Here is a 15,469-nt window from a genome sequence, read left to right as displayed (position 1 = left end):
GGATCCGACATCTCATCGCGCAGACACCCCCACGCGTCGTGATGACCTACCCACCCGACACTGCGGTGGCCCAGCAGGCCCCGCTACAATTACGGCTGGTTATCGCGGGAACACCCATGCAGCTTCGTTTCGCTCTCCTGGCCCTGGTCCTGCTCGCAGGCACTGCGCATGCGCGCGATGTCGTGGTCGATGGCGTGGTGTTCGAAGAGCGCGACGGCAGGCCGGGGCGGGGCCGTGATGAGCCTGGTCTTGCCGATGTCATCGTCTCCAATGGGCAGCAGCTGGTGCGCACCGATGCGCAGGGCCGCTACCGTCTGCCGGTGCGCGAGGGCCAGACCGTCTTTGTGATCAAGCCGGGCGATCGCAGTTTCGTTCCCGATGCCGATGGCTTGCCCGGGTTCTGGCGCCATTACGCGCCCAAGGGCTCGCCCAAGCGCAAATACAGCGGCATCGCTGCCACAGGCACCAACACCCGCAACTGGGATTTCGCACTGACCCCGCGCGTCGCCGCGCAGGCAAGCGGCTTCCAGATACTGGTGTTTGCCGACAGCCAGACTGCCAGCCTGGCCGATGTGGACTACTACCGCCGCGATATCGTCGCGCCCATCGTCGGCAAGGTCCCCGCGCGCCTGGGCACCACGCTGGGCGATATCGTCAGCGACGATCTGAGCCTGTACCCGGCCTTGAACAAGGTCACCACGCAGCTGGGCGTGCCGTGGTTCCATGTGCCGGGCAACCACGACCTCAACTTCGATGCGCGCGATGACCTGCAGTCGCTGGACAGCTGGCGTGCGATCTATGGCCCGGACACCTACGCGGTGGAGGAGGCCAACGCGAGCTTCGTGTTTCTGGACGATGTGATCTACACGCCGGGCGCCAAGCCGGCGTATGTCGGCGGCCTGCGCGAGGATCAATTCGCCTTTCTGCAGGCCTACCTGGCGCAGCTGCCGCGCGAGCGCCTGGTGGTGTTGGGCCTGCATATCCCGTTGTTCGATGCCGCGCCCGGGCAGGAGACGTTTCGCCATGCCGATCGGCGTCGCCTGTTTGCGTTGCTCAAGGACTTCCCGCATGTGCTGGTGCTGAGCGCGCACAGCCACACGCAGCGGCAGGTGGCGCACGGCGCCGATGAAGGCTGGCAGGGTGCGCGTCCGCTGCACGAATACAACGTGGGCGCGGCCTGCGGCGCGTTCTGGTCCGGGGTCAAGGACGCCGACGGCATTCCCGATGCCACCATGAGCGATGGCACCCCGAACGGTTATGCGGTGCTGCAGGTAGCGCCGAGTGGCGACTACACGCTGGCGTATCACGCCGCGCGTGCGCCGGAGGATGCGCAACTGCTGCTGAGTGCACCCAAGGTGCTGCGGCAAGGCGCATATGCGGCCTGGGGCGTGTACGCAAACGTGTTCATGGGCGATGCGCAAACGCCGGTGGAGATGCGCATCGACGGCGGCGCCTGGCAGCCGATGAAGCGGGTGGAGCGGCCCGATCCACGCGTGCTCGCCGAGAACACGCGCGACGATGTGGCCGAGCAGCTGCGGGGGTACGACCGCTCACCGGAGGCCACGCCGTCCACGCATCTATGGCGCGGCGCATTGCCGACCACGCTGGAGGTCGGCGCGCATACCGTCGAGGTGCGTGCCACGTTGCCCACCGGCGTGCAAAGCGCGCGCACCACCTATCGCCTGGAGCGCGCCACGCCCTGAGTTCGGCGCGCAGGGCGTACCCCCACAAACGCGAACGCCTCCACGAGGGAGGCGTCTTGGATCCGGGCTGGCAGGCGATGGGCGCGCTGGCGGGGATCGGTGCTGGCTGGCGTGTCGCTGGCTGGCCCGGCAAGTCTAAAGATGCGCGGCCGCCGGTGACGTAATGAGAATTAGTCGCAACCTTTAGCGCATCACGGACGCTTCGGTTGCGGCGCTGCCGTGGGTTGTGGGCGCGTGGAGGGCGCAGCGTCGTTGGTGTCGGCGGGGTTATCGCCCTGATCGGCAACCGCGTCATCCGCGGCTTCGGCAACGACTGGCAGGTATGGATATGCCAGCGCCGGCCCCAGCTGGAACCCGGCACGCCAGCGCGCCAGCACGGCCCCGATATCCTTGCCGACCGACTGCTGCGGCAACGATGGCAGCTCGCCGTCCTCCTTTTCGCGTGCAGTGATCGCCACCTTGGCTGCTTCGAACGCCGCCACTGGGTCGGCCACCTGGTTCATCGCATCGATCAACCAGGCCTGGCCGAAGTAGGTGGCGTTGGAGGTGTTGCCACAGCCGAATGACGGGCGGTCGGCACGTGCCGCGGTGAGCACCAGCGTGGTGGCAGAGCGCAGCGCGGGAATGAAGCCGCCCGAATAACACGCCGACAGCACAATGACACGGTTGCCGATGCCGGCATCGTCCAGCGCCTTGCGCAGATCCTGCGGGCTGATGAAATCTTCTTCGTTCTGGTCCACCTGCACATACAGCGTGTGGTCTTCGGTGCCGTGCGTGGTGACGAACAGCAGCAGCGCGTCTTCCTTGCGGTCCATGCGCTTACCGATCGCCGCGAGCGTGTCGTAGAGATTGTCGTAGGTGGCCAGCGGTGCGTACGGGCGCTCGCCGAGATTGTCCGGATGATTTACCAGCGCGACCACGCGGCCACGGGCATCGAAGCGTTGCTCGAACAGCTGCTTGAGGTAGAGCGTTTCGTTGCGGAAGACGTCGTCGCTGGCATCGCCGGCAAAGCCCACCACGTATAGATCGGTGATGCCTGGGCGTTGCGGCGCCAACGTTTTGAGCGCGTTGGTGAGCGCCGCCTGGTCGACCGGATCGACCTGCGCGGCGCTGGCGTCTTGCTGCGCCGGTAGCGCCGCGCCGGCATCCGGGTGGCAGCCGGCAACCAGGGCTACCAGTGCGGTCAGCAGCAACAACCGGCGCAACAGGGCAGACGGGCCGGATCGGGATGACTGCAACATGGAGGACGCCAGGACCGGAAAGATGCAGATGTAGCGCTTGCGCAGGCGGATAACAAGCCGAGGCGGCTGGCGTCGTATGTAGGTGGTCGGTGATCCAACGCGAAGGGGCCGCATACTGGCGTTGCGGTAGGCGGGCGTCATGCTGGCTTGCATGAGCAGCCTGTTGTCGATTCAATTTACCGAGTCGCCAAGGGCGCCTGCAGCTGCCCTCTGCAGTCGATACCAGCCATCAATCTGAAGTGGAGATGCTCGCCGCGACCAACAGGCGCACCGTCACCCAGCTTCCGCACACTCACGGTGCCGCCCACGCCAACAAAACCGCGCCATCAACCGAAGCGATGGCGCGTGGCCAGTTACAGCACCAACTGCGTGAAGCTTTCCACGCGCTGGTGGCTGCCCACATCGTCCGCCGAACGCGGGGTGGGGTAATCCTCCAGGCGGTCGAGCAGCGCGGTGCGCATGCCGGCGCGCTTGGCAGCATCCAGTTCCTCGATCACGTCAGACAGGAACAGGATCTCCGGCGCCGGCACGCCGATGCGTTCGGCGATGCGGCGGTAGCTGGAACTCTCGCGCTTGGGGCCCACCTCGGTGTCGAACCAGTCGCTCACCAGGCCGCTCAGGTCGCCGGCATCGCTATGTGCGAAGAACAGCTTCTGCGCCGGCACCGAACCGGACGAATACACGTACAGCGGAATGCCCTCGGCATGCCAGGCCTGCAGCTGGATCGCCGCGTCTGCGTAGATATGCGCGCTGAAATCGGCGGTGCGGTAGCCGTCTTCCCAGATCATGCCCTGCAGGGCCTTGAGCGCGGTGTGCTTGCGGTCTTCGTCGATCCAGGTCTGCAAGGTGGTGATCAGCACTTCGTCCGGCACGTCTTCGCCGATCTCGTCGGCCACCTGATTGAGCCAGTGCCGCACCTGCGGGTGCCCGCCGTGCTCGCGCACGTAAGCGGGCATGGCGCGGCGCGCATACGGGAACAGCACGTCCTTGACGAAAGAGATGCTGCTGGTGGTGCCTTCGATATCGGTGAGGATCGCTTGCGGTCGTGTCATCGTCAGCTGGCCTTTGGAGGTTTCTCGGGGGCGTAGCGGGGGAATTGTTTGGCGATTTCGGTGCCGGTGAAGTGGCCGACCCAACCGTCCGGCTCGGTGAAGAAACGGATCGCCACGAAGTGCGGCTCCGGGCCCATGTCGAACCAATGCAACGTGCTGTCCGGCACCGCAATCAGATCATCTTTGACGCATTCGATCTCGTAGACCTGCGCGTCCACGTGCAGCGTGAACAACCCGGAGCCGGCCACGAAGAAGCGCACCTCGTCTTCCTTGTGGAAGTGCTCATCCAGGAACTTGGCACGCATTTCTTCGCGCTTGGGATTGTCTGGCGCGATGCTCACCACATCCACGGTCTTGAAGCCGCGCTCGGCGCTGATGCGGTCGATGTCGGCGCGGTAGGCGGCCATCACCTGTTCAGGCGATGCACCGGGTTCGACCGGCTGGCTGGCGTGCCAGCACTCGAAGGTGACGCCAATCTTGCGCAGCTCGGTGGCGATCTGCTCACCATCGCGGCTGTCGAAGTGCGGGGTGGTCGGGTTGGAATCGGCAAAAATACGCAGTCGGCTCATGGCGGTCTGGCTCACACGTGGGGCGGGGAGGGCTTAGCGCGGACTGCGCAGCTTGAGCAGCTCGAGTTCGCAATGCAGCAGGAATTCGAATGCCTCCAGATGACGGCGTGCCTCGGCCATGTTGCGGCCCCAGGCATACAGGCCGTGTCCTTCGATGAGATACCCCCACATGCTCTGTTTGTCCAGCAAGGCCTCGACCTGCGCGGCCAGCACCTGCATGTCCTGGGTGTTGGCGAACACCGGCACATCCACCGCGGTTTCGTGGGTGGTATTTCCCTCGAAGGCCTTGAGCAGTTCATAGCCTTCCAGGCGGATCACGCCGCTGCCTGCATACAGGCGGGAGGCAATCGTCTGCACCGGCGAATGCGTGTGCAACACGCAGCCAATCTCCGGGAACCGGCGATACAGCTGGGTGTGCAACAGGGTTTCGGCAGACGGGCGCAACGGGCGGCCCACTGGCAGGCCATCGAAGTCCACCACCATGATGTCTTCTTCGACCAGGCGGCCCTTGTCGCGTCCGGAAACGGTGATGGCCGCGTGCTGCTCGTCCAGGCGATGGGAAAAATTGCTGCTGGTGGCGGGTGTCCAGCCGGCCTGAGCCAGCTCACGGATATTGCCGATCAACAGCTGCGCCAGCTCGTGCAAACGGGCGGCGCTATAGGGCAGGGGGGCAGTGGTCGCATTCATGCGCCTATTCTACTGCCCCACCGGATCACGGTCAGGTGCAGCGCAGCAGGGGCTGTTCCTGCCGCGCTCGGATCGCGAATGGCTGACGGAATGTAACGAGCGTGCGTCTGGCAGTGAGCGCAGTGGTTTTGTTCGTTGTCTCTTTTTGGGTTCAGTCAGAAGCCCGTGTCAAACGCTGAGTGGGTCGGGCGCGCGGTGCCCTCACCGCTCGCGGGACACGCCGTGAACCCGTCCCTGGGGGCTCGGTGGCCGCATCCATGCCGCCACACGGTCCCGCAAGCGGCGAGGACACCGCACCAGACGGTTGGTCGGTGGCCGCATGAACAGCCGCTTGTCGCACCTGTGTCGGATGTCGAACCAGCACCAGCATCAAAAAACGTGCATCACGTAGGGCGCTTTGCTATGCACGTCGACCATCTCGACCGGTCCTTGCCCGCACAGCACCGCGGGAAATGACGCGGCATGGATGCCGCGTAAGAGCCGACGGGGACATCCTCGCGGCTTGTCCTGCGATGGTGGGCGGGCCAGGGTCCTTGCAGGCCAAGCCACAAATCAGCCGCCCTGCAACGAAGGCTCAGATCGCCCGCTCCCCTAGGGGGCGCGCAGCCGTTTTGTCAGTCCCTGCTGGCCCGCGCGCGTGCTCAGCGGCCGTCGCGCAGGCGGCTGTGGCGATAGCCGTAGCCGAAATAGACCACCAGCCCGACCAGGGTCCATAGCCCCATCAGCATCCAGTTGTGCAGCGTCATCGCCGACAGCAAGGCCAGGCAGCTGAGCACACCGGCGCTGCAGATCAGCCACGCGGCCGGCATGCGGAACGGACGCGGCAGTTCCGGATGGGTGCGTCGCAAGATCAGCACGCCCGCACACACGGCGGCGAAGGCGATCAGCGTGCCCATCGACGTCAGCTCGCCCAGCACATCCAGCGGGAAGACGGCCGCCAGTATGGCGATGCCCACGCCAGTGATGACGGTATTGATGTGCGGCGTGCGGTACTTGGGATGGATGCGCGTGAACACCTCCGGCAGCAGGCCATCGCGCGCAATGATCATGAAGATGCGCGGCTGCCCGATGATCATCACCAGCACCACCGACGACAGGCCGATCAGCGCACCCACTTCCACCACCACGCGCAACCAGGCCAATTGGGGATGCGCGGCCACTGCCGTCACCACCGGCTCATCGGTGCCCAGCTGGGTGAACGGCACCAGGCCGGTCATTACCGCGGCCATGGCGATGTAGAGCACGGTGCAGATCACCAGCGACAGCATCATGCCGATCGGCAGATCGCGTTGTGGCCGGTGCGATTCCTGCGCCGCCACCGACACCGCCTCGAAGCCGATGTAGGCGAAGAACACCATCGCCGCGCCACGCAGCACACCTTCCATGCCGTACTTGCCCGGTGCTTCGTTGGCGGGGATGAAGGGATGCCAGTTGGCCGGGTCCACGTACTTCCAGCCCGCCGCAATGACCAGGATGATCAGCCCGGTCTTGAGGATCACCATCGCCATGTTCATCGCCGACGACTTGCGGATACCGACATAGCACAGCCAGGTCAGCAACAACACGATGCCGGCGGCGGGCAGGTTGGCGATCGCGCCGGTGCGCTGCAGCTTGCCGTCCAGCGGTGCGCTGACCAGGGCGGCCGGCAAATGGATGCCGAAGTGTTCCAGCAGACTGAGGAAGTAACCGGTCCAGCTGACCGCCACCGCCGAGGCAGAGACGCCGTATTCCAGCACCAGCATCCAGCCGATGAACCAGGCCGCCAGCTCGCCGAAGGTGGCGTAGGTATAGGTGTAGGCGCTGCCGGAGACCGGCACCATCGCCGCAAATTCGGCGTAGGCCATGGCGCAGAACGCGCAGCAGATCGCCGCGAGCACGAACGACAGCACGATCGCCGGGCCGGCATGGTCGGCCGCGGCCTGGCCGGTGATCACGAAGATGCCGCCGCCGATCACCGCGCCGATGCCCAGGGCGGTCAGCCCCCAAGGACCGAGCGCGCGTTGCAGGCCTAGCCCGTCGGCCGCCTCATGGCTGGCGTGCGGGTGTTTGGTGGCCCAAAGTTGTTTGAACATGGAGCGGTTCCGGCCTGGCGCTGCGCGCGATCGTTGAACGAGAAGACCGGCGCGAACGCCGGTCTTGAGAGGGTCAGGCCTTGCGAGCCAGACGGCTATGGTGGATGCCGTAGCCGAAATAGATGAACAGGCCGATCACGGTCCAACCCACGAATACCTTCCAATGTTCCTGGAAGGCCTGGAAGAACAGGGCCAGGCACGCAAGCGTACCCAACGGACAAACTATCATTGCCAGCGGTACACGGAACGGACGCTCCAGCTCGGGCTTGGTGAAACGCAGCACCATTACGCCGGCGCACACGGTGGCGAAGGCGAGCAGGGTGCCCATCGACACCAGTTCACCCAGCACGCTGAGCGGGATCAACCCCGCCAGTGATGCGGCGACCACCCCCACTATCACGGTGCCGACATATGGCGTGTGGAATTTCGGGTGCACCTTGCCGAACAGTTTGGGCATCAACCCATCCTTGGCCATGGTGTAGAAGATGCGCGGCTGTGCCATCAGCATCACCAGCACCACCGAGGACAGGCCGGCGATCGCGCCGATCTCCACCGCAGTCTTGAGCCAAGTCAGTTGCGGGTGCGCTTCCAGCGCAGTGGCCACCGGCTTGGCAGTGCCAAGCTGGGTATATGGCATCAAACCTGTCAGCACTGCACACACGATGATGTAGATGATGGTGCACACCGCCAGCGAGCCGAGGATGCCGATCGGCATGTTGCGTTGCGGGTCCTTGGTTTCTCCAGCCGAGGTCGATACCGCATCGAAGCCAATGTAGGCAAAGAACACGATCGAGGCAGCGCGGAATACGCCGCTCCAGCCAAATACGCCTGGGGCGGTATTTTCGGGAATGAAAGGATGCCAGTTGGCCGGGTCGATATATGCCGCGCCGAAGCCAACAAACAGACAGATCACTGCGATCTTGATCGCCACGACAATCGCGTTGATGAAGGCCGATTGGGTAATGCCGACATAGCACAACCCACTCACCGCAGCCACGATGAGCACGGCAGGCAGGTTGAGGATGTTGCCAGACGCCACGAATTCGCCATTGATCCAGGCAAGCGGGGCGTTGGTCAGCTCTGTGGGGAACGGAAGACCCAGCGTGCCGGTGATGAAGCTGATCAGATAGGCAGACCACGCCACCGCGACGCTTGACCCTGCGAACAGATATTCCAGCACCAGGCACCAGCCAATGAACCAGGCGATGCCTTCTCCAAGCGTCGCGTAGGAATACGAGTAAGCACTTCCGGAGACCGGCATCATTGCCGCGAACTCGGCGTAACACAGGCCGGCAAACGTGCAGGCGATACCCGCGAAGACAAACGACAGCATCACCGCTGGCCCAGCATGGTTGGCAGCCGCCTGGCCGGTCATCACAAAGATGCCTGCGCCGATCACCGCGCCGATGCCGAGCATGATCAGGTGCTTGGCGGTGAGGGTCCGTTGCAGCGTCGCTTCGCCCTGCAGGCTGCCTTCGACCGGTTCGCCCGCATCCACACGTCCGGCGGGCTCGATCGGTTTGACCCTCAACAGAGACTTCAGCATTCGGTACATCCTAAGTGGCAGAACGAAGGCGCGCGCGCCTGGGCGAAGTGTGCGCCGCATCCCGATGGGACAGGCAAGCGGCCTACCTTGCCAAAGCTACACGCTCACGACAAGCGCGTACGCAGCATGAATGGCGATAATGGTCGCTGGTCCATGACAACCGGGAACAATAGATGGTGGATGCACCCCTGCGGCAGCAACTGACGGTCTACCGCGCCCGCTGGCCGAACGAGTCCGAGGTGGCCGACCAGTTCGAGCAACTCCTGGACGATGCCACAGATCCGTTCGTGCGCGAGCGTGTCGAAGGTCACTTCACCGGCTCGGCGTGGGTGGTCAGTGCCGATGGCACCCGCACGCTGCTGACCCATCACCGCAAGCTGCAGCGCTGGCTGCAGCTGGGCGGCCACGCCGACGGTGACCGCGATCTGGCCCAGGTGGCACTGCGCGAGGCGCAGGAGGAATCCGGCCTCACCGGGCTGACCCTGGCCGACGGCCGGCTGTTCGATCTGGATCGGCACTGGATCCCGGCCCGTGGCGAGGTGGCCGGGCACTGGCATTACGACGCCCGCTACGTGGTGGTCGCCGGCGCTGACGAGACCTTCCAGGTCAGCGAAGAATCGCTCGCTTTGGCGTGGCGCCCGATCGCCGAGCTGCTGGCCGACCCGGAGCTGGATCCGTCGATGCGACGCATGGCCGAGAAGTGGATGGCGCACGGCGGCAGCTGATGCGCCGGCGACGGGCGTTGCCGGGCCGGGTTGCGCGGGCGCCGAGCGTCCGTTGGCTGGGCGGGCATGGCGGGATTGGGTACCCTTGGGCGCCCGTTGCCTGTCCATGCCCATGTCCCGCACCGCTGCTTCGTTCACTTACCGCCTGGCGTTCCGCCCGGTCGACGACCGGATGGAGTCGGCCGAACTGGCGCGTACCGTGCAACGGGCGCTGCTGGCGTTGAGCGTGCCGCCGCATGGCGTGGCGATCGTCAGCCTGCAGCGCCCGCCGCGCGAGGATGGCGACGGCCTGTACATGGAGGCGGTCACCACCGGCCCGGAGCGGTGGTATTTGAAGGCCGACGACTATCTGTTGAGCGAGGGGTTGCGCGGCGAGTTGCAGCCCTGAGGGGCTGGGATTCGGGACTCGGGATTGGGGATTCGCAAGCGCGTACATCGCGTGAGCCGCTTTTGCGCGCTTGTTTTGGCATTGCGCGCATTCGCGTCTACGCCACCGCAATCGATCCAAGCCAGCTAGCGGTCAGAGAAAGGACGCGCCAGCGCCGCCGCTCTTCCCGATCCCAACTGCCGAATCCCTAATCCCCGTCAGTAGAGAACCCGCGTCCGCAAGGTGCCGGTGATCTGACCCAGCTCGTCCTTCAACACGCCCGCCAGCTCCTCGCTGGCGCTGACATCGATCACCACATAGCCCACCTTGGGGTCGGTGCGCAAAAACTGACCATCGATGTTGAGGTTGTGGCGCGAGAACAGTTCGTTGATCTGCGACAGCACGCCGGGCACGTTGCGGTGGATGTGCAGCAGCCGCAGGCTGTCGGGGTGCTCGGGCAGGGTGACCTCGGGGAAGTTCACCGCCGACAAGGTGCTGCCGTTGTCGCTGTAGCGCACCAGCTTGGCGGCCACTTCGATACCGATATTGTCCTGTGCTTCCAGCGTGCTGCCGCCGACGTGCGGGGTCAGGATGACGTTGTCGTGCGCAATCAACGGGGACTCAAACGCATCGCCATTGCCCTTGGGCTCGATCGGGAACACGTCCACGGCCGCGCCGCCGATCTGGCCGGAGGTGAGCGCCGCATCCAGTGCATCGATGTCGATGACGGTGCCGCGGGAGGCATTGATCAGATGCGCGCCGGGCTTCATGCGGGCGATTTCTGCCGCGCCGATCATGTCCTTGGTGGACGGGGTCTCCGGCACGTGCAGGGTCACCACGTCCGAGCGTGCCAGCAGGTCGTCCAGGTCGATCGCCGCGCGCGCGTTGCCCAGCGACAGCTTGGTTTCGATGTCGTGGAAGATCACCTGCATGCCCAGCGATTCGGCCAGCACGCCAACCTGGGTGCCGATGTGCCCGTAGCCAACGATGCCCAACACCTTGCCGCGCGTTTCGTGGCTGCCGGCGGCCGACTTGGACCAGCCGCCGCGGTGGCATTGCGCATTCTTCTGCGGAATGCCGCGCAACAGCAGGATGGCCTCGGCGATCACCAGCTCGGCCACGCTGCGGGTGTTGGAGTAGGGCGCGTTGAACACCGGAATGCCGGCCAGTTCCGCCGCCTCCAGGTCGACCTGATTGGTGCCGATGCAGAAGCAGCCCACCGCGATCAGCCGCTTGGCGTGCGCCAGCACATCGGCGCTGAGATGGGTGCGCGAGCGAATGCCGACGATGTGCGCCTCGGCGATGCGCGCCTTGAGTTCGTCCTCGGGCAGGGACTTGGCGTGCAGCTCGATCTGCGAGTAACCGGCGGCGCGGAACACGTCCACGGCGGTCTGGCTGATGCCTTCCAGCAACAGGACGCGGATGTCCTGCTTGGGAAACGAGGTTTTCTTCGGCGACATGGTGGACGCACTGCAGCAATCGGGCCGGCCACTATGCCAGATGGGGTGGGCGATTTGGCACCCGCCGTGCCTGCGGCGTGACGCCGCAGCCCTTGTGCCGCAACGGTTTCAGCTGAATCCAACGCTGCGCGTACGCAGGTTGACGCGGCTGGACGGGGCCGGCGCAGGCTGGCACGCTGTGCGGTTCCTACCGCCGCGCTGCGTGCCATGACCGATCCCCGCATCCTCTCCTTGCAACAGGCCGTCCCCGCGCTGCGGTTGAAGACCGAGCCGGCCGACCTGGAGCACTACGGCCGTGACTGGACGCGCCGCTGGACGCCGAATCCGCTGGCCATCGCGCTGCCGGGGTCGGTGGAAGAAGTGCAGGCGGTGGTGCGCTGGGCCAACACGCATGCGGTGGCGGTGGTGCCCTCGGGTGGGCGTACCGGTTTGTCTGGTGGCGCGGTCGCGGCCAATGGCGAGCTGGTGCTGAGCCTGGAGCGGTTGAACAAGCCGCTGGCCTTCGATGCGGTGGATCGCACGCTCACCGTGCAGGCCGGCATGCCGCTGGAAGCGGTGCACAACGCCGCGCGCGAGCACGGCCTGGTGTACCCGGTGGATTTCGCAGCGCGTGGTTCGTGCTCGATCGGCGGCAACATCGCCACCAATGCCGGCGGCATCCGCGTGATCCGCTACGGCAATACCCGCGAATGGGTGGCCGGGCTCAGTGTGGTCACCGGCACCGGCGAGCTGCTGCACATCAACAATGCGCTGGTGAAAAATTCCAGCGGCTACGACTTCCGGCATCTGATGATCGGCTCGGAAGGCACGCTGGGCATCGTGGTCGAAGCAACGCTGCGGCTGACCGACCCGCCGCCGCCAAGCAACGTGATGCTGCTGGCGCTGCCGTCGTTCGATGTGTTGATGCAGGTGTTCGCGGCGTTTCGCGCACAGCTGCGGCTGGAAGCGTTTGAATTTTTCACCGATCGCGCGCTGGAGCACGTGCTGGCGCATGGCGCGCAGGCGCCATTTGCCGAAGTGCACCCGTACTACGTGGTGACCGAGTTCGCTGCCGGCGATGAGGCGCAGGAAGCGGCGGCGATGGCGGCGTTCGAAGCCTGCATGGAGCAGGGCTGGGTGAGCGACGGGGTGATCAGCCAGAGCGATGCGCAGGCGGCGCAGCTGTGGCGCCTGCGCGAAGGCATCACCGAGGCGCTGGCGCGTTACACCCCGTACAAGAACGATGTGTCGGTGCGGATCTCGGCGATGCCGGTGTTCCTGGCCGAGACGCAGGCATTGCTGCACGACGCCTACCCGCATTTCGATGTTGTGTGGTTTGGCCATATCGGCGACGGCAACCTGCATATCAACGTGCTCAAGCCCGACGCCACCAGCCAGGCAGATTTCATCACTGCCTGCGAGCAGGTCACCAAGTTGCTGGCGCAGAGCCTGCAGCGTTTCGACGGCAGCATCTCGGCCGAGCACGGCATTGGTCTGGTCAAGAAACCGTACCTGTGGAGTACACGCTCGGCGGCAGAAATCGCACTGATGCGCGGTATCAAACAGGTGCTCGACCCCCATCTTTTGCTGAATCCAGGCAAGCTGTTCGACATGGACGAGGTGCCCGGCGCAACGCCTGCCGGGTAGTCTCTTCACCACCTCACATGGAATAGACACGCCGATGATGCGCTCCCTGGTGTTTTGTGCTTTGACCTTGCTGCCGCTGGCAGCCGCCGCATCCAGTCTTGCGGGAACCTCGGCCGGTGCGTCGTCGGCCGGTTCGTCCAACAGCAGCAGTTCCGGCGACGACAAGGTGGTTGCCGACGCACGCGAAGATGCGGCCGGTTTCGTGGCCAGCGATGGCGCCATCCGTGGTGCGCGGCTTGAAGCGGCATTGCTGCAATTGCGCAGTCGCAGCGATGCGGCGCGCGTGTCCAGCGACCTGGAACTGGCTCAGTCCATCCTGGCGCAGTGAATCGTCGTCGCCGGTGCGCATGGCTGTGGCTGGCCGCAGCGATCGCACCGGCGGCGCACGCCCAATCGCAGCGTTCGCCCGTGCTGCAGGTGTCGGTTGTCGCATCGGAGTTGACCCCTTCCGAGCGCGCGGCCAGCCAGGCGCTGCTGCAGCAGGTTGAACAACGCTTGCCCGCGGCCTGGGTAACGCGCGATGCAGCACCCATTCAATTGCAGTGGCGCCGCGATTTGCCGGCGCAGGTGCATGGGCGCGCGATCGGCAATCGCATCCTTCTCGATCATGCGCTGTTGGATGCCTGGAGCATGCAGCCCGCCCATGCACGCACTGATATCAGCGCCCCGGCCACGCGTGCGGCGATGGCGGCGTTGGTGCATGAATTGGCGCACGTGCGCGACCGTGGAGCGGGCAGTGCGTTGTCGCGCGACCCACGCCTGCGCGATCTTGCCGGCTGGCAGGTGCGTCCCTGGCGGGTCGGGCGCGGTGCAAACCGCTTCAGCGACCGCAGTCCCGATGCCTACGAGCGGCGTAGCCCGGCTGAATTTGTTGCGGTCAATCTCGAGCATTACGTGCTGGATGCGGACTACGCCTGCCGCCGTCCAGCGCTCGCGGCCTGGTTTTCCGAGCGGCTAGGGCCGCCGCACGTTGCGGCAGCATGCGCGCCGACCTTGCCGTATCTGCAGGCCGACAACGATGCCGGTGCGATGTCGTTGCTGGCGTTGGATCCGGCGCGGGTCTATGCGGTGGACTATCTGCTTGCCGAAGGCAACGAGCAGCCGATGAGTCGCTGGGGCCACAGCATGTTGCGGCTGGTGATCTGCGCGCCCGGCCGCGCGCCAGGGCCGGCGTGCCGTCTGGATCTGCAGTATCACCGTGTGCTGTCGTTTCGTGCCTTCGTCGGCGATGTGCAGATCTCCAGCTGGCGCGGGCTGACCGGCTCGTATCCGTCGCGGCTGTTCGTGCTGCCGTTGAACCAGGTCATCGACGAATACACCAAAGTGGAATTGCGTGCCCTGTCGTCGGTGCCGCTGGCGTTGCGCCCGGATGAGATCGCCGCGTTGCTGACGCGCGCCGCGCAGGTGCACTGGAGCTACGACGGGCGCTATTACTTCATCAGCAACAACTGTGCGGTGGAAACCTACAAGTTGTTGCACGACGGCGTGCCGCGTCTTGCTGAAGCCGGCGTGTCATCGATCACCCCGCGTGGCGTGCGCCAGCGGCTGCAGCGCGCCGGCCTTGCCGATCTGCACGTGCTGGACGACCGCGCGCAGGCCACACGCCAGGGCTATTACTTCGAATCGGCGGCTGCGCATTATCAGGCCATGTTCGACGTGCTTCGGCGCGGCATTCCGGTACCGCAGATGAGTGTCGCGCAATGGCTGGATGCCGCGCCCGGCGCACGCGCGCAGTGGTTCGACCGCGGCGGCTTGCGCGAAACCGCAGCTGCATTGCTGCTGGAGCAGGCCGCGTTACGGCGACAGGAGCTGATTGCGCGCGATGCGCTCAAGCGCCTGTTGCGGCCCGGCATCGCCGAGCGCGCAGCAGTGCAGGATCAACTGCTGCGCCTGTTCGCCCGGCAGTCGCGGCTCAGTCATCCGGCGGCGCTTCTCGATGGCCCCGGCTACGGATTGCCGCAGGCCGACGAGCAGCAACGTGTGCGCGCCCAGGTCGCGCAGGCCAGTAGCGGCCTTGCCGATGGCTGGAAGCACTTGCAGGCGTTGGGCCGACAGCAGTTGTCTGCCGAGCTGCGCGATGATCTGGAACAGAGTGAGGCGAACGTGGAAAGGCTGCGTGCACGATTGCGTGTGCTTGCACAGCCGGTCCAGGCAGTTGCGGCTGTGCCGGAGCAGGTAATTGCAAAGTGAGCGGCGACGTTTGCATCCGCGTCGGTTGATGGCGGCGTTGCAGGCATTGCAGATGCATCCAACACACCAACACGCCCGTGACTTGAAGGTCTTTAGGACACTGCGAATGAGTTGACGCTCACAACAGCGCGCATGCCGCGTTGCGCAAACTAACTACAGAGCGGACACACTTTCCAGCGCGTCCAGCGTGAGAAAGCGGCTTGGGAGCGTCGAGAACACAGCCAGCCGCTA

The 15,469-nt window shown here is 65.3% G+C and carries 13 protein-coding genes; 6 read left to right on the top strand and 7 right to left on the bottom strand.

What is annotated here, in order from left to right; genetic code table 11:
* Positions 1-116: 116 nt before the first annotated feature.
* Positions 117-1,703 (top strand): calcineurin-like phosphoesterase family protein, encoded by a 1,587-nt coding sequence (locus ACD584_RS21545; protein WP_076036849.1) that lies wholly within the window; start codon positions 117-119, stop codon positions 1,701-1,703.
* Between the two features lie 191 nt (positions 1,704-1,894).
* Here the strand turns inward: ACD584_RS21545 and ACD584_RS21540 are convergent, their stop codons facing one another.
* From ACD584_RS21540 to ACD584_RS21515, 6 genes are all read right to left on the bottom strand, one after another.
* On the bottom strand, positions 1,895-2,944 hold the full coding sequence (locus ACD584_RS21540) for a C13 family peptidase (RefSeq protein WP_175611636.1): 1,050 nt from the start codon (positions 2,942-2,944) through the stop codon (positions 1,895-1,897).
* Positions 2,945-3,297: 353 nt separating this feature from the next.
* Positions 3,298-3,996 carry an acireductone synthase gene (mtnC, locus tag ACD584_RS21535; protein ID WP_012438270.1) on the bottom strand — a complete coding sequence of 233 codons (699 nt, stop codon included), beginning with the start codon at positions 3,994-3,996 and terminating at the stop codon, positions 3,298-3,300.
* A 2-nt stretch (positions 3,997-3,998) separates the two neighbouring features.
* Entirely contained in the window at positions 3,999-4,565 is a 567-nt protein-coding gene (locus ACD584_RS21530; RefSeq protein WP_076037851.1) for an acireductone dioxygenase, read from the bottom strand.
* Between the two features lie 33 nt (positions 4,566-4,598).
* On the bottom strand, positions 4,599-5,252 hold the full coding sequence (locus ACD584_RS21525; RefSeq protein WP_014507582.1) for a methylthioribulose 1-phosphate dehydratase: 654 nt from the start codon (positions 5,250-5,252) through the stop codon (positions 4,599-4,601).
* Positions 5,253-5,893: 641 nt separating this feature from the next.
* Complete coding sequence (locus tag ACD584_RS21520) at positions 5,894-7,324, bottom strand: amino acid permease (protein WP_014507584.1); 1,431 nt, start codon at positions 7,322-7,324, stop codon at positions 5,894-5,896.
* A 73-nt stretch (positions 7,325-7,397) separates the two neighbouring features.
* Positions 7,398-8,870, bottom strand: coding sequence for an amino acid permease (locus tag ACD584_RS21515; RefSeq protein WP_043921740.1), 1,473 nt, complete (start codon positions 8,868-8,870; stop codon positions 7,398-7,400).
* A 173-nt stretch (positions 8,871-9,043) separates the two neighbouring features.
* Here ACD584_RS21515 and ACD584_RS21510 point away from each other — a divergent pair, with 173 nt between their 5' ends.
* Positions 9,044-9,595, top strand: coding sequence for an NUDIX hydrolase (locus ACD584_RS21510; RefSeq protein ID WP_076036852.1), 552 nt, complete (start codon positions 9,044-9,046; stop codon positions 9,593-9,595).
* Positions 9,596-9,701: 106 nt separating this feature from the next.
* A complete protein-coding gene (locus ACD584_RS21505) occupies positions 9,702-9,983 on the top strand; it encodes a hypothetical protein (protein WP_076036853.1) in 282 nt (93 codons plus the stop codon).
* A gap of 197 nt (positions 9,984-10,180) precedes the next feature.
* Here ACD584_RS21505 and serA read toward each other — a convergent pair whose 3' ends face one another.
* On the bottom strand, positions 10,181-11,422 hold the full coding sequence (serA, locus tag ACD584_RS21500; protein ID WP_076036854.1) for a phosphoglycerate dehydrogenase: 1,242 nt from the start codon (positions 11,420-11,422) through the stop codon (positions 10,181-10,183).
* Between the two features lie 207 nt (positions 11,423-11,629).
* Between serA and ACD584_RS21495 the strand changes: the two genes are divergently transcribed.
* From ACD584_RS21495 to ACD584_RS21485, 3 genes are read left to right on the top strand one after another with little or no spacing between them, the layout of a single operon-like run.
* Positions 11,630-13,048 carry an FAD-binding oxidoreductase gene (locus ACD584_RS21495; protein ID WP_076036855.1) on the top strand — a complete coding sequence of 473 codons (1,419 nt, stop codon included), beginning with the start codon at positions 11,630-11,632 and terminating at the stop codon, positions 13,046-13,048.
* A 34-nt stretch (positions 13,049-13,082) separates the two neighbouring features.
* On the top strand, positions 13,083-13,376 hold the full coding sequence (locus tag ACD584_RS21490; protein ID WP_011036997.1) for a DUF2388 domain-containing protein: 294 nt from the start codon (positions 13,083-13,085) through the stop codon (positions 13,374-13,376).
* A complete protein-coding gene (locus ACD584_RS21485; RefSeq protein ID WP_076036856.1) occupies positions 13,373-15,238 on the top strand; it encodes a DUF4105 domain-containing protein in 1,866 nt (621 codons plus the stop codon). Before ACD584_RS21490 ends, ACD584_RS21485 begins: the two co-directional genes overlap by 4 nt.
* The last annotated feature ends 231 nt before the right edge of the window (positions 15,239-15,469 follow it).

This window comes from Xanthomonas sp. NCPPB 2922, from assembly GCF_041520885.1.
In the GTDB taxonomy this organism is placed as follows: Bacteria; Pseudomonadota; Gammaproteobacteria; order Xanthomonadales; family Xanthomonadaceae; genus Xanthomonas; species Xanthomonas campestris.
The sequence above is the reverse complement of the archived record's forward strand: the minus strand, read 5'-3'. Positions and strand labels throughout refer to the sequence as shown.

Bases quoted from the DNA above. Each gene is read 5' to 3' on its own strand.
- ACD584_RS21545 (WP_076036849.1), top strand. From the start codon at position 117: ATGCAGCTTCGTTTCGCTCTCCTGGCCCTGGTCCTGCTCGCAGGCACT.
- ACD584_RS21540 (WP_175611636.1), bottom strand. From the start codon at position 2,944: ATGTTGCAGTCATCCCGATCCGGCCCGTCTGCCCTGTTGCGCCGGTTG.
- mtnC (WP_012438270.1), bottom strand. From the start codon at position 3,996: ATGACACGACCGCAAGCGATCCTCACCGATATCGAAGGCACCACCAGC.
- ACD584_RS21530 (WP_076037851.1), bottom strand. From the start codon at position 4,565: ATGAGCCGACTGCGTATTTTTGCCGATTCCAACCCGACCACCCCGCAC.
- ACD584_RS21525 (WP_014507582.1), bottom strand. From the start codon at position 5,252: ATGAATGCGACCACTGCCCCCCTGCCCTATAGCGCCGCCCGTTTGCAC.
- ACD584_RS21520 (WP_014507584.1), bottom strand. From the start codon at position 7,324: ATGTTCAAACAACTTTGGGCCACCAAACACCCGCACGCCAGCCATGAG.
- ACD584_RS21515 (WP_043921740.1), bottom strand. From the start codon at position 8,870: ATGCTGAAGTCTCTGTTGAGGGTCAAACCGATCGAGCCCGCCGGACGT.
- ACD584_RS21510 (WP_076036852.1), top strand. From the start codon at position 9,044: ATGGTGGATGCACCCCTGCGGCAGCAACTGACGGTCTACCGCGCCCGC.
- ACD584_RS21505 (WP_076036853.1), top strand. From the start codon at position 9,702: ATGCCCATGTCCCGCACCGCTGCTTCGTTCACTTACCGCCTGGCGTTC.
- serA (WP_076036854.1), bottom strand. From the start codon at position 11,422: ATGTCGCCGAAGAAAACCTCGTTTCCCAAGCAGGACATCCGCGTCCTG.
- ACD584_RS21495 (WP_076036855.1), top strand. From the start codon at position 11,630: ATGACCGATCCCCGCATCCTCTCCTTGCAACAGGCCGTCCCCGCGCTG.
- ACD584_RS21490 (WP_011036997.1), top strand. From the start codon at position 13,083: ATGATGCGCTCCCTGGTGTTTTGTGCTTTGACCTTGCTGCCGCTGGCA.